Below are 19,480 nucleotides of genomic sequence, written 5' to 3' on the forward strand. Positions count from 1 at the left end.
AGTCAGATTCCAGTAGGATACACGCGAATGAAAAGACTCGTTCCTCCGGAAGCGCTACAGTTCTTAGTATCCATTCCGCTGTTCAAAAATCTTCCTCGGAAGTTGCTTGTCCAAATTTACAGACATATCGAAGAAAGGAACGTTTATAACCACGACGTAATCTATTACAAAGGCGAAATATCCAAAGAGCTCTACATCATTCGTCACGGCGAAGTTATGGTCACACTCGGTGAGGCCGGGAAAACGATTCGCTACTTAGGAGAAGGGGATATTTTTGCAGAGAGCAGCGTTCTTACCAGATCTGTCCATTCCGGATACGCAACTGCGGTTTTGGACACCTTGCTCTATGTACTGGATGGTGAGTACTTTTTAAAACTCGCCGCAAAGGAAAAAATACTTTCTCAAAATTTAATGAGGCTCATGGGAATCCGGATGAAAGAAGTCATCGATATGGATTCCAAGGCTCTCATGGCTCCTAGGCGTCTGATCTGCCATATCCCATTAGAGGATATTGATGATTTTAAGGTGCACTTGGACCAGATCGTTGAAATCGGTAGGAAAAGTCATGAAGGTCATGTTTCCCTGTATAAAATCGAGACTTTCAAGGACCAGGCCGTCCCGGAGATGATCCGGGGGATATCTCAACTTAGAAGAAAATCACCAGTACTGCATTTATTTTTTAAGAGTCCTGGTTTGCTCCCTGAATTCGATAAGGTAGTACAGCAATGTGACCAGATCGTATTTTGGGAAGAGAATCCAGAAAGGAATGCCAAAAAGAAAGCAGAGACCATAGAATATTGGAAGCCTAGAATTAGAAATTTTGCAGGTAGGACTTCCAGAATTATCGTATCAGACAAGGGTTTATTGCCGGAAGACACGATTCGAAACCAAAAAGTCTTTCATAGGGGAGAAACTTTTGCACGCTACTTAGTTTCCAAAACAAGAGGTTTAGCCTTGGGCGGCGGTGGTGCCAGGGCGCTCGCGCATGTGGGTTTGCTTAAAGTATTAGAAAGGGAAGGGATTCGATTCGATTATGTTTCCGGCTCTTCCTTTGGTGCTGTGATCGCTGCTCTTTATGCAAAAGGAGAAAACGCGGATTCTATCCATAAGACGGTCCATAAATTCTTCGGCGGGATAGATAAACCTTTTGACCCGACCATTCCTTTGATCTCGTTTTTCAAAGGAAAGAAAATGCTTAAGATGCTCAAAACCGCTTTCGGTTCTCAACTCATCGAAGACCTAAAAATTCCTTTTTCCACCTCCGCGGTAGATCTGCATAGCGGTCAGGAATATGTAATGGACCAAGGACCTGTTTGGGAAGCGTTAGCTGCGGCGATGAGTCTCCCCGGAATGTTTCCTCCAATTTTCAGAGGAGATCATTTGCTTGTAGATGGCGGGGTGATCAATAACGTACCCGAGAACTTGATCCGCAGGAAAGGAGCGGACGTGATTCTTTCCGTGAATGTTTCCCCATTGAGAGATGATGCAATTGTACGTTTGTTGGAAGACAGAAAGGTAACTGGAAAATCCTTCTTCAAGAACCTATGGGAAGATATCACTTATCCTCCCATCCTAAAAATTATGGCGAGAGCGATTACTTTAGAAGGTAGAGAAATCACCAAGCTCAGAAAAGAGAAGATGGATTTATTCGTAAATATGCATATCGAGGAGTTTGCATTTACTGATTTCGGAAGGTATAAGGAAATCATCAAAAAGGGAGAGCTAGAAGCGGAAGCGGCTTTGAAAGAAATAAGATCGCTCTTCTTTCCCTCGGAACTTAAGACAAGAACCTCATGATTTCACGTAAGCAGAGATGATTGCTTCTTGCAATTTGTCGGAAAGCTTTCTCCAGGAATTCTTCCATTCTTCGCTGCCTTTTGGCCCGACCCTGTTTGTGAGTGAAAATAGACTCGCCATCGGAATTTTAAAGGACTCGCAAACTTTAGCGATGCCGTATGCTTCCATACTTTCGAATCCGATTCCTTCTCCTTTGAGTCTGTCCGCTGCCCTTGGTGAAAGGTCTTCCAAAGTAACGGATCCAGTTCCGTTGGTTCCTGTTTTGTAGAGTTCTATAGAAAACGAAGGAAGTGCTGGTGGAGGAAATTCGGTTTTTAAAGTCAGAAAATCCGGGATTCGAACTTTCTTGTCCAAATACGCAATTTCATAATTTACGAAACTATGAGAGAGGCCGAATTTTCCCTCCCAATCCTTTCTGGGTAACCAAGGATAAACTCCGGCGGATCCGATGAACAAAACCGATTTAGGCAGTTTTTCTGGAGATTGTTCCAGCAGGTAAGATTGTAGCCTTAAGGCAGAAGGCAATAATCCAACACCGGTTTCTAAGACGATAAATTCCTTCTGCTGCAGAATCTTGTCGATTTCTCCGGAAAAGGCTCCGCAAAAAAGAATTTGATCGTTGTCTTGGAAGGAACTCATACCTAAGAATACATCTCCCGGATTTTAGAAGCGTAGAGTTCGGATACCACGTTTCTTTTAAGCTTCATAGTTTCTGTCAATTCCCGACCTTTTTCAAACTCTTTCTCGATTAGTGAAACGCCAGAGATTCTTTCAAAATTCTTAAAGCCATTTTTGGAGGAAATTGTGGATTTGACCAAGTCTTTATAAAACTGAAGTACTTTCGGATTTTGGGCTAGTTTATCATCTTCTTCCTCAAGTTTTATTCCTTCTGAGGCAAAATGGTCTCTGAGTTTCTGAAATTGGGGGACGATGAGTACGCTCAGAAATTTCTGGTCCTGACCCACGACAATTGCGTATTGTACCCATCCTGTTTCAGTAATCTTGGATTCGATCGGTTCAGGCTCTACGTTTTCTCCGGAAGAAAGGACGATTGTATCTTTTACCCTTCCTGCAAATTTCAATTCCGAAGACTTGGTCCATACAAATAGATCTCCAGAATCAAACCATCCTTCTTGCAATGACACTTTATTCCGATCCGGATCTTTATAGTAACCGACTGTGACGTGGGGTCCTTTGTGCCATAAAATTCCTTTCTCTCCTGGCTGACTGATCACCTTTCCGGATTCGTCCACGAGTTTGATATGAGCTCCGGGAAAAACCGGACCTATTGCTCCGGTTTTTGGAATCGGAAAACTTCCCATTGCGCCCATTCCGGTGGTTTCGGTCATTCCGTAGGTTTCTATAATCGGAATTCCGATCGAACGAAAGAAAAACTGGATTTTAGGCGGCATGGCACCGGCTCCGCAAAAAGCGAATCGAATTTTGCCACCTAACGAAGCGCGTACGGGAGCTAAAATTTTCAGTGAAAGTTTATTGGCTAAAAATACGAGCGGATAAATTGCAAAAGCAACCAGCTTGTCTCGAAATTTTTCATCCGAGGACTCATCTTCGGTTAGAGCATAATTTCCGGACAATGTATCGTATACGGAGCTATAAAATTCAGCCAGTCGCACAGCCGTTTGGAAAATTCGAAACTTCCAAGAAGGTCCTTTTTCTGCAGTATCCCAAATCCGTCTGTACAATGATTCCCAAACTCTAGGTACCGAAACTAAGACTGTGGGTTTTATAATTCCGAAGTCTCTCGCGAGCTGAGTAACGCCGGAACAGGCCATGGAAGCTCCCCAGGATAACAATGCAGTTTCTAATATTCTTTCCGCAATATGCCAAGGCGGAAGAAAAACTACGGTTCTGTCTTCGTACGAAATCGGAACAAATTGGTGCAATTGCTCGATTGTCCAGGTGAACGCTCTATGATTTAGAACCACACCTTTAGGCGATCCTGTGGTTCCTGAAGTATAGATGATCGTCGCGATATCATTTCCGGTCAGAGATTCTCCGATGCTCTTGACCGCTTCCTTTCCTTTTTTCTGGAAGTAGGCTAGCCCGACCGAGATCGCTTCAGATAAAGTCAGAATTTCTAATTTAGGAAACTTTGATTTAACTTCGGCAAGTTTCGGATAAGAATCCTCGCTTTCGATCAGTACCATCGTTTCCAAGCGAGACAGAGCCTTGGAATGCTTTAAAAGTTTGGATAGAACTCCGTCTTTTTCTACGAACAGAATTCTGGATTCGGTATGTTCTAAAATATATTCCAAGTCTTCGGAGCTAGCGTCGCAGCCTCGCGGAACATCGACACCTCCGGCGCAGACGATAGAAAAAGAACACAGAGACCATTCGGTTCGATTGTCGCAAACCAGTCCTATCTTATCTCCTTTTTTCATTCCTTTTTGGAGCAGAAATGCGGAGAGCTGCGCCAAGGACTCTTTCCAGTCGCCGTAGGAAATTCCAGTAAATGTGCGCTGCTTTTCGTCCCAGCACCAATGCAATGGTCTTTCTTGAAATGCAATGCAAGAATCACGAACCAGATGGTAGATGCTCTGTTTTTCCATGCGATTGAATGCCCCGTATTCGTTCTAAGGTAGCAGTCCCAAGGTTTCCTTTTCGCCTAACATAAGATTGATATTTTGAACAGCCTGTCCAGCGGCACCTTTCTGTAGATTGTCCAGAGCCGCGAGTAGTGTGATATTTTTCCCTCTCTGCCGTACCGCAATATCTAGAAAATTGGTCCCTTGCACTTTGGAAAGTTCCACTTCCTCAGGAGTATTTAAGATGCGCAGGAACGGTTCTCCCTTCGCATTCTTTTTCAAGACCTGGAGTACATCCTGATCCTGTTCTTCGTCCAGCTCTAAATATACCGTTGATAAAATTCCTTTATACACCGGGAGCAAATGTGGTACGAATAAAACTTCCGGGAAAGGGCTTCCTAATTTGGAATAACAGTATTCCGTAATTTCGGGCTCGTGTTGGTGGGCCAAAACCTTGTAAGCCCGAAAGTTTTCGTGAACGCTTGTAAAAGGATATCCTCCATCTTCTACGCGACCACCGGCTCCACTCACACCGGACTTGCAGTCTGCTACAATACGGGGCCTAAGTTTTTTTCTCAGGTCGCCTAATAAATACACGGAAAGAATCACCGAAGTGGAATAGCACCCTGGGTTGGAGACAAAGTCTGCTCCTTTTAATTCTTCCCGAAAGATTTCCGGAATTCCGAAGACTGCTTTTTCGACTAGATGAAAACTAGTATGTTTTAGTTTATAAGTCTTTTCGAATTCAGAAAGGTTGTGAAGTCGATAGACTCCTGATAAATCGATTACTTTGTGACCAGCATCTAAAAGATTCGGCGTTAACTGTAAAGACGCTTCGTTTGGAACAGCCAGCACTACCAGTGAATCTTTCGGAATCTTATCCTCGTGTTTGTGAAAGGTTAGGTCTGTAGGAAATGGGAGACTGGGAAATACTTCGGAGAGTTTTTTGCCTGCAAGCTTGTCGCTTGTGATATGAGAAACTTTCCATTTTGGATGCTGTGCAAGGATTCTAAGTAGTTCCTGACCGGTAAATCCTCCGGCCCCAATTACGCTAATTTCGGTCATTTTGTATCCTAATAAAAAAACGCCGGATGGGGACTCCATCCGGCGATCAATGGTTTCTAAAAAGAAAGCCAGTAACTGTTGCTAACCTGCGGCCTTTTGGATGTCATCCTCCTCCGCAGATGTAGATTTGACTTCCTGCCCACTAATTGGAGGCAATCCGTTCAAATCCCGGATCATATTCTCAACCTGAAGCGCTATGTCAGGATTGGATTTCAGGAATTCTTTTGCGGATTCCTTTCCTTGTCCAATCTTTTCGCTATTATATGAGTACCAAGCGCCCGATTTGCTAATAATGTCGTGTTTTACTCCCAGGTCAACGAGAGAACTTTCTCGGCTAATTCCAGAATTGTAAATTATGTCGAATTCCGCCTGCCGGAACGGAGGAGCCATTTTATTCTTCACTACTTTGACTCTGACCCGGTTACCTGTAGCCTCTTCCTTTTCCTTTAAGGTTTCTATTTTCCGGATGTCCAGACGAACAGAGCTGTAAAATTTGAGTGCGTTCCCACCGGTAGTAGTTTCCGGGGAGCCGAACATGACTCCGATTTTCATACGAATTTGGTTAATGAAAACTACGACGGTTCTGGATTTGGAAATTGTTCCGGTAAGTTTCCGCAATGCTTGGGACATCAATCTTGCTTGCAATCCCATATGTGCGTCTCCCATATCGCCTTCTATCTCTGCTTTGGGAACTAGAGCCGCCACCGAATCCAAAACGATAATGTCGATTGCGTTACTTCTAACTAGAGATTCACAAATTTCTAATGCTTCTTCTCCATTATCCGGTTGGGAAACGAGAAGTTCTTCTAGATTTACTCCGAGCTTTTTTGCATACGAAGGATCCAGAGCATGTTCTGCGTCTATGAATGCGGCCACACCGCCTCTCTTTTGCGCTTCAGCGATCGCTGATAGAGTCAGCGTAGTTTTTCCGGAAGATTCCGGACCATAGATTTCTACGATTCGACCGATCGGATAACCACCGATTCCGAGTGCGATATCCAAGTCCAGGGAACCAGATGGAATGACAGGGATCGCTGCCTTTGCGGATTCTGCACCTAAGCGCATGATAGAACCTTTTCCAAATTGCTTCTCGATCTGGGTCATTGCCTGATCGATTGCCATCTTTTTAGATTCGTCCAATCCTTGGGCTTCTTCCTTTTGCTTTTTCATCGATTCTTTAGCTCCTTCTTTTGCCTTTGCCAAGAAACGGTTCCCCCTTTATAGAATTTCTTTGCATTTTTCTAGGAGAATGCTGTTCTCAATAGAATTCAGCATAGCATCCGTGCCGGACAAATTCCAGGCTCTATTCAAAAAACACTCAGATTTCCTGGGAAAAGATTCTCCGGAAATCACTCTTATGTCACCAAAAAAATGGGCCCAATTGTGAAAAAAATCTTAAATTTTGTATAGTAAATATGCTTGCAGTATTTTGCGTCTAAGGAAGTAAGCGATCCGAACTTGACTCGGATTCAGATTCCAGGATTTTTCGGTCTTTCAAGAATCTTGCTTGGGCCTTTAAGCTACGCTTTCTTTGATCTTCAAGAAAATTCCAGAAGCGTTGTCCGTACTGGAAAATTATAAATATGGAAAGTAGTACCAATAAGATCTTAATCGTTAGTAAAACGTAAAATGCTTTTAAGGATTGGTTCGGAAAATAGAATAGAATCGTTTCATCGGTTTCGATCAAATCCACATCCGAATTTTTTTTACTGAGGGTCTGGTACCTGGATCTTATTTCCCGGATATCTAATGTTTCGGAATCTATCCCTTCTTGGGTAGTCTTGCAGAGAAGCAAGGCCCCGCGATTGGAGAATAGAAAAAAGTCTCCGTTGATTCCTAGATCCTTCCAATTGTTTAGGTAAGGATTTGTCACAGATTTAAAATAGTAGCGAATGAGTGCTTTCTTGGTTTGAAATTCTAACAGCCCGTCGGAGGCGGGAAAATCAGTAGTTTCAGATTGGTAGGTAAACGGAATTCCGAGAAATTTTTCCACGGACAGGCCGCCTAAAGCGGGAACATAGGCCAAATTGAGTTTCGCCGAAGGAGATAACTCTTTGGTCTTCGGTGTAATTTTGTCGAATTCGGATTCTAGAGCAGCTAAAATAGAATCTTCCGTCTCATTTCTTAGATTTTGGTAATATTGTTGAGAGATTTCTTTTACTTTTCTTTCTTCTAATAGAATCGGGTGCTGCAAAATTTCTAAGATACGATCTAAGCTCCACTCTAGTTTTGTTTCGGATGCGAACACCGGAATCGAAAAGAAAACGATACAATGAGTGAAAACAAATCGGAAGATGCGGAAAACCTTTGACATTCGAACGAATTTTCCTGTATATCCCATAGTGAATAGTCAAGTGGATAGATAAAGCGGAAAAAGGCATGAACCTAAAAGATCTACATAGAATTGAAACTACGAAATCTTCTTGGAAAGATTTCGTAGAATACAGTATAGGAACTCCTTTTTATATACAAGCTAAGGAAAACACAGGATCCCTTGTAGAATCCATACAACTCGCTCTGTTTCATGACTATCTATCCACTTTTTCGGAAGAGGAGAGAAGAAGGTATCTTTCCGATGAAACCGAGTTTTTGCGATCTGCCCAGGCATTTGTGGATATCCTGGAAAATACTCGTTACGCAAAATCAGGCTATAATAAGAGCGACAGATCTTTGTTTCTAGGAATGGTCAAAAGTTTACTCAAGGAATATATGGATTCTGAAGGAAACGTAATCGATCTGGAAAGGTATCATTTTTATCGCTGCATCGTTAGATTCTGTTCCAATCTGGAATATATTCACCGAGTTTACGATCGATTTAAAACGTATAACACATCATTTTCCGGGGTTTAACCTGGATTCTGCAAATGAAAACCAAGCCTGCGCAATCTGCAGGATTCTGAAGTCCGGAAAGATCTTTGGAGAAATTGCTAGGACTGAATACTTTCTGATTCGGCATTCTGAACCTGAGAAAAAATTGCCCGGGTATCTCTACATTGAGCCATTTCGGCATTTGGAAAACTATACGGAATGGACGACACAAGAGTTTCTGGATTTTGGAAAAGCATTGCAGAAAGCCAGCGCCTGGATTTACTCTAAGTATTCGCCCAAAAAAGTGTACACCGTGTCGATCGCGGAAAAAGTTCCTCACATGCACTTTCACTTGGTTCCAAGATACGAAGAACTAAAAGGACCGGAGTATATCCGACTTGCCCTAGACGGACTTTTGGAACCTCCTGCGGGCATTCCATTTCCAAATTTAGAAACGGAATAAGAATTAGGGAAATATCTGACCGGGAATTTCCGGTGTACGGGAAAGTATGGATCAAAGAAAGGCAGAAAAACTGATCGAGGCAGGCAAAAGCAGGCGAGCAGATTTTGTAGAAATCTATGAGGAAGAATCTAGAAATTCCTCCATTTCTTTAAGAGATAGAAAAATAGAGCAGGCAGTGGCCGCGACGGATTACGGAATTGGAATTCGTTTAATCTATGGAACTGATGTGCTCTATGCTTATACGAGTAACGACGATACAGATCACCTTCTATCTTTGATTGATCTCCTCGCGGATTCCAGAGGGGAATCTAAGAGTGTTCCTAATTCTAAATTCCTACTTACGAATTTCGTGGGAGAAACCAGATTTTCTCCGCAGATCGTAGATCCCAGGACAATTGCACCGAATGTAAAATTAGATCTTCTGCAATCTTGTGATTCTATCGCTCGGAAAGTTTCTTCTAAGATCGCTCAGGTTGGAGCGAGCGCTTCTGACATTGTAACAAATATCATGATCGCGAATTCAGATGGTGTCTGGGCCGAGGATTTGAGAGTACGAAGCAGATTTTATCTTTCTGTTACCGCGGAGAAAAATGGAGAAAGATTTGTTGCGAGCGAATCTCCTGGTGCTGCAAAAGGCTATGAGTTTTTTCATCAGCTGGGTTCCGCGGAACTAGCGAGCAGAGCAGCTGATCGTGCGTTATTCATGCTCGATGCAGGGTATATCGAAGGAAAAAAAATGCCGGTCGTAATGGGGAATGGATTCGGCGGAGTGATTTTCCATGAGGCATGCGGCCATCCTTTAGAGACCGAAGCAATTCGCAGGAATTCCTCTCCGTTTGTAGGTAAGTTGGGAGAAAAGATCGCACACTCTAATCTTACCGCCTATGACGACGGAACCATTGAGTCTCAGTATGGTACTTTGGCAATTGACGATGAGGGATCTCCGACACAAAGAACACTATTGATCGAGAATGGAATCTTAAAGTCTTATTTGAGCGATCGAGTCGGTTCGATCGAAACTGGCGCTCCAAAAACAGGAAGCGCTCGAAGAGAATCTTATCAGTATGCACCGGTGGCTAGGATGAGAAATACGTTTATCGCAGCCGGAAAGGATTCTTTAGAAGACATGTTTGCTTCGGCAGGGAACGGACTTTATGCAAAAAGGATGAGCGGCGGTTCCGTGAATCCTGCCACTGGCGAATTTAACTTTGCGGTAGAAGAAGGCTATGTAATTCGAAACGGTAAACTAGCTGAGCCCGTAAGAGGAGCAACTTTGATCGGGAAAGGGCACGAAATACTTCCTTTGATTTCGATGGTCGGCTCAGATTTGGAATTGGCGGCTGGAGTGTGTGGAGCAGGCTCTGGATCGATTCCGGTGACTGTGGGCCAGCCTTCGATTAAGGTAGATGAAATATTAGTAGGCGGGCGCTGAATGAATTTAGAGTCAGCCGCTAGATTCGTTTTAGACGAAGGAAAAAAGAGAAACATAGACCAATTCGATTTGATCGCAACCGATTCCGAAGACACCGGCATAGAGGTTTTTAAAGGAAGGATTTCCCAGACAGAAACTTCTAGATCGAGAGGACTCGGAATTCGAGTACTCGTCGGTTCTAGACCAGGATATTCTTATAGTGAAAGATTCAGCGCGGAAGCTTTGACTAGAATGCTCCAGGATGCTCTAGACCAAACTAGCATTACAGATCCACTCGATCTGGATCTTCCGGAACCGGAAGAGCTTCCGGATCTGGATCTAAAGCAGTACGATCCTTCTTTGGAAACTTTAGGGTTTGCCTGGATGAGGGAGCTCGGAAAGAATTTAGATGAAGCCGCTTGGAAATCGGATCCTAGAATAGAAAATGTTCCGCAAGTGGGCGTAGGAAAGAGCAAGACCGAAAGCGTGATCGCGAATTCGAAGGGAGTATTCGTATTCAGAAAAACGAATATGGTTTATGCCGGAACCGGGATGGTCGCAACGGATGGGAATATTAAGAAAACCGGAAGCTTCTTTCGGTCTGGTAGAAATCTGAATCGACTTTCAGTTTCCGAAATTGTGAACGAGGCAAAGAACCGTGCCACAGAATTACTTGGTTCCAAATCTTTGAGTAGTGGGGTTTATCCTGTTGTACTTTCCAACAGAATCAGTCCTCAGATTTTCGGTATGTTCAGCTCTCCTTTCTTTGCGGATTCGGTGCAAAAAGGGCAATCTAGACTGCTCGGAAAATTAGGACAACAAATCGCTTGGAACGGACTTTCGATTCTTTGCGAACCCCATCTTCCTGATTTTCCCGGTTCTAGGCTGATTGATTCCGAGGGAGTATTGACTCACCCTAGAACGGTCGTGAAAAACGGTGAATTGTCCAGTTACTTGCACAATTTGGAATCCGCGAAAAAGGAAGGAGTTCCTCCCACCGGAAACGGGGTCAGATCTTATTCGGGAAGGGCGGGCACAGCATTTTCCAATTTGATCGTTCCATTCGGCTCTAGTACAAAAGAGGAACTATTGTCCGCGCACAATCATTGTATCTATATTACAAAGTTAGAGGGCGGTGCAGGTTGTAGTCATGTTTCCGGAGAGATCTCCATCGGAATCCAAGGGATTTATTACAAGAACGGAGTCCCTCAATATCCCGTAGATCGAATCACTATGAATACAAATTTCTTTGATTTACTGAAGAACATAGAAGGGATCTCGAACGAATATTCAGACACTTATTCTTCGATCAAAGTACCAGATGTTCTAATTTCGGATGTGAATATCGCAGGATAAATCGCTTGCTTTGGTTTGTGATTCGGCGGAAGACAGAAGCCTCACCTTCTTTCCGAGGACCTGTGTGAACCGAATCTGCTCCAAATCAACCTTTCCTTTCCGAAACATTGCATTTCTCTTCTTATTTCTTCCCTTTCTCAACCTGTTCGGGGATAGTGTACAGTTTTCTTTTTCTCCACAAGGAGAGATCAAAAAGGTAGGCCAGGTACAGGTTCGATTTAAAGAACCAATGGTGCCCTTGGGAGATCCGAAAAGAGGAGTCAAACCATTTCAAGTGGAGTGCCCAATCAAGGGAGAAGAAAGATGGATTACGGATACTGACTGGGCCTACGAATTCTCTTCCGTACTTCCCGGAGGAATCGAATGCACTTTTACTACTTTAGAAGCAAAGTCCGTTTCCGGAAATGTACTGCAAGCCGGTCAGGTATTTAGATTTCACACAGGAGGTCCTACAATTTCCAGGGTACAACCTTACGAGGGATCTTGGATCCGGGAAGATCAATATTTTATTCTAAGATTCGACTCAGAAACTTCTAAGGACCAGATCGAAGATAAGTTGTTTTTCTTTATCGAGAACCAGGAAAATAAAATTCCGGTTCGGGTTATTCAAGGTAAGGAAAGAGAAGAACTATTAAAAGTATTTACCCAAGAGAACGAAAGAAAAACTACCTGGGTAATTTCCGCCAAACAAACTTTTCCTTCCGGAAAAAAGGTAAGGCTTCTGGTAGAGAAGGGGATCAAAACTCTCAGCGGCATTCCAGCCTCCTCAGATTGGACAACTACATTTGTGGTGAGAGATTCTTTCACTGCTGGATTTTCCTGTGAAAGAGTAAATGCAAAAGCGGATTGCATGCCGATCTCATCGGTCTATGTTACCTTTTCTGCTCCGATTGATTCTTCTTGGAAAAATCAAATCAGACTCAAGACAGAAGATGGCAAATTGATCCAGCCTTCTTCTGCGAGTGAAGAAAGTGAAGATTACTATGGATACGGAAATCAATCTGTAGTCTTTCGTCCTCCCTTTCCTCCCAAAAGCAAATTTCAGGTAATTTTACCCAAAGGAATCCAAGACGAATCCGGTAGACCGCTCGCAAATTTTGCTTCTTTTCCTCTGCAATTCAAGACGGATGATTTTCCTCCACTCGCAAAATTTTCTTCAGTCTTCGGAATTTTAGAAAGAACTCAGGACACTCTTTTACCTGTCACGATTCGAAATATAGAAGCTCTCGTTCCGGCGAAATCCTTAAAATCTCCCCCCGGTTTAGGAAATGAAAGCGGAGTGCAGGAACAGTGGGATTCTCTAAAGCAAAAAGGGAAGGAGTTCCTAGAATCTATTACAGGTGGGAAAAAAGAGGAGAATCGAAACTCAAACAAATCCGGTGAATTGCAAGCAAAGTCATTCGTACTGAAACCAGACCAGGTCCAGGATATCTACTATTGGTTGAAGAATTTAGATCGTATGGACGACGACAAATCTGTGTTTAACGGATATAAAGATCAAAAAAGTGTAAAGTCCTTTTCTTTACCTTCTCCCAGCTCTGGAAAAAAATTTGAAGTGCTCGGGATTCCGCTCAAAGAACCAGGTTTTCATATCGTAGAAATCGAAAGCAGGATTTTGGGAAATTCATTGTACGGTAGCGACCAGCCTATGTTTGTGAAAACAGGGGCCTTGGTTACGAATTTATCGGTACACTTTAAATGGGGAAAAGAAGGATCTCTCGTTTGGATTACCTCCTTGGACAAGGGAAGCCTTGTGGAAGGAGCCGAAATCTCGATTTACGATTGTAAGGCGAATGTAGTTTGGCAAGGAAAGTCGGATCAGAGCGGGCAGGCAATGATTCGAAATTTTCCTAGCGCTGTGACCAGGTGCAGCTGGAGGAATTATGAGAGCGGACTTCTTGTTTTAGCAAAGAAAGGAGACGATTTTTCTTTCACTCATACGCAGTGGGACAATGGAATCCAACCCTGGAGATTCAATGTTCATACGGGCTATAGAGAAGGCGCAGACTTCAGATATACTACTGTCTTGGACAGGGCTTTGTTCCGAGAAGGAGAAACGGTGAGTATGAATCATGTACTCAGGGTTCCTAACTCTTCCGGATTTCGTTATCCGAAAAATGAAGAGATTCCTGTCCAAGTTTTACTGATCCACGCTCAAACAGGCCAAGAGATAAAGCTACCTGTGAAGTGGTCTTCCACTTATTCCGCAGAAACAAAATATAAGATTCCGAAGGAATCCATTCTAGGAGAATACTCTATTTTCTTCGTGCTGCCCAACGGAAACAGAGTATATTCCACTTCTTTTACTTGCGCTCAGTTTCGGGTACCTCTGCTGAAGGCAGAACTGCAGGCGGACTCTTCCACCTTAATTGCTCCAAAACAGGTTTCTGTTTCCGGCAAGGTGCAGTATCTTTCTGGTGGAACCGCAGGACTATTGCCTGTGACACTTCGGTCCGTGGTGAAAGGCGGTTACGGCACGAACTTTGCACAATTTCCGGATATAATATTTGCCAGGGGAAAGGCGGAAAGATCCTTACAATCCAACTATTACTATGGAGAGGAATCGGAAGAAGAAAATCAAAAGCCTTCGTACCAGCAACTTACTTCCAAAACGGATGCGAACGGATTCGTATCCGAAAAGATACAGATTCCATCGATCAGCGACAGCGTGCAATCTTTGGAAATGGAGATGGAATTCAAGGATCCGAACGGTGAGATACAAACCATCGGGAGAAGCTTTCAGATCTATCCAGAAAAAATCCTAACTGCAATCCAAAGCGAATCTTGGGTCGCAGTAAAATCCAAAATTAAATCGAAAGTATATGTTTCGGACCTTTCCGGAAATCCTGTGAAGGATAAGAAAGTCAGTGTACATGCAATTTCCGTAAAATACATTTCTCACCGGAAAAGATTGGTGGGTGGTTTTTACTCATACGAACATAGATTGGACAAGAAGGATTTGGGAGAAATCTGTTCCGGAAAGTCGGACGGCAAAGGGACCTTTCTTTGTGAAGGATCGGTGGATAAAACCGGAGAAATCTATCTAGAGTCAAATGCGGACGGTGGAAATTCTTATTCTCATACATCCGTTTGGGTCGTCGGTGAAAAGGAGATTTGGTTCGGATCCACTGATCACGATAGAATGGATTTGATCCCGGAAAAAAGAAAGTACGAGCCCGGGGAAACTGCAAGATTCCAAGTTAGAATGCCGTTTAAGAATGCGACAGCTCTTGTTACGGTTGAAAGAGAAGGAGTTCTGAAATCATTTACGAAAGTTTTGGATTCTAAATCTCCTATGATCGAGATTCCAATCGAAGCAAACTACGGCCCGAATATATTTGTGTCAGTACTCGCAGTTCGGGGAAGGGTTGAATCTCCTGCAGCAACTGCTTTGGTAGATTTAGCGAAGCCTTCTTTCCGTCTCGGACTCGCAGAGATTCAGGTCGGATGGAAACCTTTCGAACTAGGTTTGAAAGTTCAGTCCGAAAAATCAGAATACAGGCCTAGGCAAAAGGCAAAAGTAAAAGTACAGGTAGTCGGGCTGAATTCGTCTCGAGGAAAGGAAACCAGAGTGACCCTGGCTGCTGTAGATGAGGGTCTTTTGGAGTTAAAGCCGAATCTAAGCTGGGATCTGTTGAAAACGATGATGTCTCCTAGAGGGATACAGGTGAATACTTCGACTGCACAAATGTACGTGATCGGTAGAAGACATTTCGGTTTGAAGAGTGTTGCTCCCGGAGGTGGAGGAGGTAGATCAAATACTAGAGAGCTATTTGATACATTACTTTTTTGGAAAGCAGATCTGATTCCGAACGAAGCCGGTGAACTGGAAGTGGAAATTCCCTTAAACGATTCGCTCACTTCTTTCCGAGTGGTTGCGGTCGCATATTCAGGAAGAGATAGATTTGGAAGTGCTCATACTACAATTCGGACCAACCAAGAAATTTTGGCGTACCCTAGTGTTTCTCCCACTGCAAGAGAAGGGGATCTTTCTAGAGCAGGATTGGCTCTAAAAAACACTTCTAACAAAGGATTGGACCTTCAACTGCGCTTAAAGACAAATCCTTCTATTCAGCTGGAACCTAAGTCGATTCGCCTAAATGCCTACGAATCCAAGACAATTCACTGGGATTTGAACATTCCGAGTGGAATCAAAGAGATGTCCTATGAATTCAGTACGGAAGCACAAGAGATTTCGTTTCAAGATACTCTTAGATACAAACAAAAAGTCGAAAGCCCTGTTCCGGAACAAGTGTTGCAGGCAAACTTTTACCAACTTTCGCCGAGCGTAAAACTATCGGTAGAACAACCGAGCGAGGCAGAACCAAATCGCGGTAAGGTGGACATCTTACTGAATTCAACTCTTGTAGGAGGTCCACTAGAAAGTATTTCTACTTACATGAACCAGTACCCGTATGATTGCTTGGAACAACAGCTTTCTAGAACGATTGCTACGTACGATGAAAGAACCTGGAAAGCGATTATGGCGAACTTAAATAAATACATCGATTCGGATGGTCTTTTGAAGTTCTTTCCAGATTCTTTTTTTGGAAGCGTTCCTTTGACCGCTTACGCATTGTTGCTATCCGCGGAATCTAACTGGGAAATTCCACAGAGATCTAGAGACGTAATGATTTCAGCATTGAATCGGTTCGCTGACGGTACTTTATATAGAAGTTCTCCCTTAGCAACCACGGATACTCTGCTTCGGAAAATTACCGCGCTTGAGACGATCTCTTATTTTACAAAAGTGGAATCTTCTAGAATCCGCTCGGTAGAAACAGATCCGAATCGACTTCCGATCGAAAGCTTGATCTCTTTAAGAAATCTTTACAGAAATTCGAACTGGGATTCTACAAGCAGAGAAAAAGTAGACGATGTTTTGAGAGCCAGACTAAGGATACAAGGGACTTCTCTTCAGCTTGTGGAGGGAGAAACTTATTTGTGGTGGCTGCTCTCTTCTCGCGATACGGTTCATGTAAGACTGCTCGCTTCGATTTTGAAGGATGGCACTTGGAAGGAAGACATGCCTAAGTTATTAAGGGGTGCTTTGAATGGAATGCGAAAAGGTCACTGGGATATTACTCCGGCGAATGCAATCGGAGCTTTGGCACTCAGAAAATACGCTGGCATTTACGAGACTTCCAAAGTCAGCGGAAAATCCACCGTCCAGCTTGCAAACAGCCAGAAATCCTTCGACTGGGAGAAGAAAGAAACCAAATTGGAATTCGTTTATCCACCAGGAAGAAGCGAATTAGAAATTGCTCACTCAGGTAGTGGGGAACCTTATGCAACGGTTCGTACAATTTCTGCGTTACCCCTCAAAGCGCCTATCCATAGCGGGATTCGAGTTTCCAAGGAAATTCTAGATGAAAGCGGAAAACCAAAATCCACTTTTAAGGAAGGCGATATCGTAAAAGTCAGGCTGAAGATTCGCTCCGAGTTTTCGATTTCCTGGCTTGCGCTGAAAGATCCGATTCCTTCCGGTGCGACTGCTCTAGGTTCAGGATTGGGAAGGGACTCTTCTCTACTTACGGAAACTCTACAATACAGATGGGATTCTCCTAGCTTTATGGAGAGAAAGTTTGATGGCATCACTGCATACTATGAGCTTTTTTATCCAGGGGAAGCCACATTAGAATATCTTTATAGAATCAATTCTCCAGGTGCTTTCAAGCTTCCTCCTACTCGAGTGGAAGCTCTGTATCAGCCAGATATTTATTCCATGGTTCCGAACGAGGTAATGCGGATAGACTCAAAGGAATAGAAGCTTAGATGAATACGCATTCTAAAAAATGGGATAAAAGAGCAGCATCCATAACACTTTTGTTATGTATGCTTTTGCCTTTTAAATCGGGAGCATTGAAGGCGGAGGTCTTGGTTTCCGAGCTATTGGATTCTTATGGGGAAGAAGGAAAGGTTCCTAGTTTTCGAGAGTTCAAAAACTGGGTCAGACCGAGTGAAGGGATTCTTTTAGATAGAAATGGATTCAATTTACATTCCATTCGTCTCAATCACAAGACTAGAATGCTTGAATGGGTCGAAGAAAGAGAAATCAATGAGACATTTCTATTTGCTTTGCTCGCGCAAGAAGATAAGAGATTCTTAGAACATTCCGGTGTGGATAAAATCGCTCTGTTCGCGGCAATGAAAGACTGGATTTTTTCCGGAAGAAAAAGAGGCGCGAGTACAATCACCATGCAACTCGCCGGGATATTACTCGGTTCCAAACCTGGGGGAAGAACTCTTTTTGACAAATGGAAACAGATGGAGCTCGCCTGGGCTTTAGAAGATTCTTGGACCAAAGCCCAGATCGCAGAGGCATACTGGAATTTGATCCCTTTTAGAGGTCAATCCGTTGGTTTGAGAGCAGCATCTAGAGAAATTTTTGGAGTGGATCCTAGTTCTTTGAGTTCCGAGGAATCTGTTCTTTTGGTGAGTCTACTACGGAATCCGAATATAAAAGAGCAAAAGTGGGCGGAAAGAGCTTGCTCACTTTCAAAAAAAATTGCCCAACCTGAATTCTGCGATAGATATGCGAGTATTATCCAAAATTCTAAAGTGAAAATCAGACAGGGTACGTTTGACTCTAGAACGATCGCATATCATGCTACCTATCGTATTTTTAAATCCAAAGAGGCTCCGGTTTCAAAACTACGAACAGGAATCTTTCGATCCACCTTGGATGTACGTGTGCAAACCAAGTCCTTGGAGTCAATGGAAAGAGTCCTTTTAGAATTAAAAGATAAGAATGCTAAAGAAGGCGGGGTTTTGGTTCTGGAAAATAAGACCGGAGCGGTCGTCGCATACATAGGAAATTCTAAAATTTCTAGCGAACACTATCTGATGGATGCAATACAATCCAAGAGGCAAGCAGGTTCCACTCTAAAGCCTTTCCTTTATGGATTTGCGTTTCAAAAGAATGTATTACTCCCCGATTCGATTCTTTTGGATCAGCCGACTCAATGGGAATTGCTGGGTGGAGTCTACAAACCTACAAATTACGAAGGTAGATATCTTGGACCGATTCCAGCGAAGGTGGCTCTCGCTTCTTCTTTAAATATTCCAGCTGTCAAAGTTTTGGATATGGTTGGGGTTCCTGAATTTGTTTCTTTGTTAAATGAATTAGGATTTTCTCAATTACAAAGACCCGATTTTTACGGGCTTTCTTTGGCTTTGGGAACAGCTGATGTTTCTCTTTGGGAGCTGACCAATGCGTTCCGGACCATCGCAAATGAAGGTTATTGGAACGAACCTACTTTTGATCCTGATGAAGCCGCAGCGAATCTGTTTGCTTGGGAAACAGAAAAAGAAACTGCTTTTCGAAAAGTTTTAGAGCCGAGGGCCGCAGGATTAGTTTCCGAGATATTATCCTCAAGAGAAAACAGGGCTCCTACTTTTCAGTGGGAGAATCATTTAGCCACTCGATTTTTTACCGCAGCAAAGACGGGCACTTCCCAGGATATGAGAGATAACTGGTGCGTAGGATTTTCCAAAAACTATACAGTTGGAGTTTGGATTGGAAACATGAACGGGGAGCCGATGCACGATGTTTCCGGAGTCAGTGGAGCGGCTCCGCTTTGGAAGGAGGTCATTCATATCGTAGAGGACTTGCGACCAAAGCAAAACTTAGTTGCTGATACTTTTGTATCAAAGGAGTCGATCGAAAGAATTTTCTATGCGAACCAAAACAAGTACCAAAACGGGATGTCAGTTCAAATTGTATATCCTGCAACCGGAAACATATTTGCTCTAGATCCGGAGATCCCGGCGGAAAGCGAAAGAATCAGATTCCGATCAAATTCTGTGAACCGTGAGCTGGAATGGATATTAAACGGCGTAAGGATCGCGAAGAACGAGGAAGGCTTTGTGGACTGGAAACCTAAAAGAGGCGGATTTATGCTTTCCGTTAGAGATCCAAAGGATGGAAAAATCTTAGATACTGTAGCGTTTCAAGTGCGCTAATCCCAAATAACGATGGAGAAAAGTCCTTTAATCCAACTTAGCTCAGTCAAACATAGGTAGAAGGAGATT

General features: G+C 43.3%; 12 protein-coding genes. 7 read left to right on the forward strand and 5 right to left on the reverse strand.

Annotation, left to right across the window (positions count from 1 at the left end):
* Positions 1 to 27: 27 nt before the first annotated feature.
* Positions 28 to 1,797 (forward strand): patatin-like phospholipase family protein, encoded by a 1,770-nt coding sequence (locus tag CH373_RS15195; protein ID WP_100714009.1) that lies wholly within the window; start codon positions 28 to 30, stop codon positions 1,795 to 1,797.
* Here the strand turns inward: CH373_RS15195 and CH373_RS15200 are convergent.
* The 5 genes from CH373_RS15200 to CH373_RS15220 all read right to left on the reverse strand — a co-directional run bounded on the left by CH373_RS15200 (position 1,792) and on the right by CH373_RS15220 (position 7,722).
* Positions 1,792 to 2,436 carry a nucleoside phosphorylase-I family protein gene (locus CH373_RS15200; RefSeq protein ID WP_100714010.1) on the reverse strand — a complete coding sequence of 215 codons (645 nt, stop codon included), beginning with the start codon at positions 2,434 to 2,436 and terminating at the stop codon, positions 1,792 to 1,794. The genes CH373_RS15195 and CH373_RS15200 overlap by 6 nt on opposite strands.
* A 2-nt stretch (positions 2,437 to 2,438) precedes the next feature.
* Positions 2,439 to 4,367 (reverse strand): AMP-binding protein, encoded by a 1,929-nt coding sequence (locus tag CH373_RS15205; RefSeq protein ID WP_100714011.1) that lies wholly within the window; start codon positions 4,365 to 4,367, stop codon positions 2,439 to 2,441.
* 24 nt (positions 4,368 to 4,391) lie between these two features.
* Positions 4,392 to 5,408, reverse strand: a complete 1,017-nt coding sequence (gene argC, locus CH373_RS15210; protein ID WP_100714111.1) for an N-acetyl-gamma-glutamyl-phosphate reductase — start codon at positions 5,406 to 5,408, stop codon at positions 4,392 to 4,394.
* A gap of 81 nt (positions 5,409 to 5,489) precedes the next feature.
* Positions 5,490 to 6,578: a recombinase RecA gene (gene recA / locus CH373_RS15215; RefSeq protein WP_100714112.1), complete on the reverse strand. Its 1,089-nt coding sequence runs from the start codon at positions 6,576 to 6,578 to the stop codon at positions 5,490 to 5,492.
* A gap of 265 nt (positions 6,579 to 6,843) precedes the next feature.
* The gene (locus CH373_RS15220; RefSeq protein ID WP_100714012.1) at positions 6,844 to 7,722 is read right to left on the reverse strand and encodes a hypothetical protein; all 879 of its coding nucleotides are present in this window, start codon (positions 7,720 to 7,722) and stop codon (positions 6,844 to 6,846) included.
* A 65-nt stretch (positions 7,723 to 7,787) separates the two neighbouring features.
* Here CH373_RS15220 and CH373_RS15225 point away from each other — a divergent pair, with 65 nt between their 5' ends.
* From CH373_RS15225 to pbpC, 6 genes are all read left to right on the forward strand, one after another.
* A complete protein-coding gene (locus tag CH373_RS15225; RefSeq protein ID WP_100714013.1) occupies positions 7,788 to 8,258 on the forward strand; it encodes a hypothetical protein in 471 nt (156 codons plus the stop codon).
* Positions 8,259 to 8,292: 34 nt separating this feature from the next.
* On the forward strand, positions 8,293 to 8,679 hold the full coding sequence (locus CH373_RS15230; RefSeq protein ID WP_243393431.1) for an HIT family protein: 387 nt from the start codon (positions 8,293 to 8,295) through the stop codon (positions 8,677 to 8,679).
* Between the two features lie 46 nt (positions 8,680 to 8,725).
* The gene (locus CH373_RS15235) at positions 8,726 to 10,111 is read left to right on the forward strand and encodes a TldD/PmbA family protein (protein WP_100714015.1); all 1,386 of its coding nucleotides are present in this window, start codon (positions 8,726 to 8,728) and stop codon (positions 10,109 to 10,111) included.
* Positions 10,112 to 11,446 (forward strand): TldD/PmbA family protein, encoded by a 1,335-nt coding sequence (locus CH373_RS15240; RefSeq protein ID WP_100714016.1) that lies wholly within the window; start codon positions 10,112 to 10,114, stop codon positions 11,444 to 11,446. It begins immediately after the preceding gene.
* A 64-nt stretch (positions 11,447 to 11,510) separates the two neighbouring features.
* The gene (locus tag CH373_RS15245; RefSeq protein ID WP_243393427.1) at positions 11,511 to 17,213 is read left to right on the forward strand and encodes an alpha-2-macroglobulin family protein; all 5,703 of its coding nucleotides are present in this window, start codon (positions 11,511 to 11,513) and stop codon (positions 17,211 to 17,213) included.
* A 68-nt stretch (positions 17,214 to 17,281) separates the two neighbouring features.
* Positions 17,282 to 19,411, forward strand: coding sequence for a penicillin-binding protein 1C (gene pbpC, locus CH373_RS15250; RefSeq protein ID WP_100714114.1), 2,130 nt, complete (start codon positions 17,282 to 17,284; stop codon positions 19,409 to 19,411).
* Positions 19,412 to 19,480 lie beyond the last annotated feature (69 nt).

This window comes from Leptospira perolatii (assembly GCF_002811875.1).
In the GTDB taxonomy this organism is placed as follows: domain Bacteria; phylum Spirochaetota; class Leptospiria; order Leptospirales; family Leptospiraceae; genus Leptospira_B; species Leptospira_B perolatii.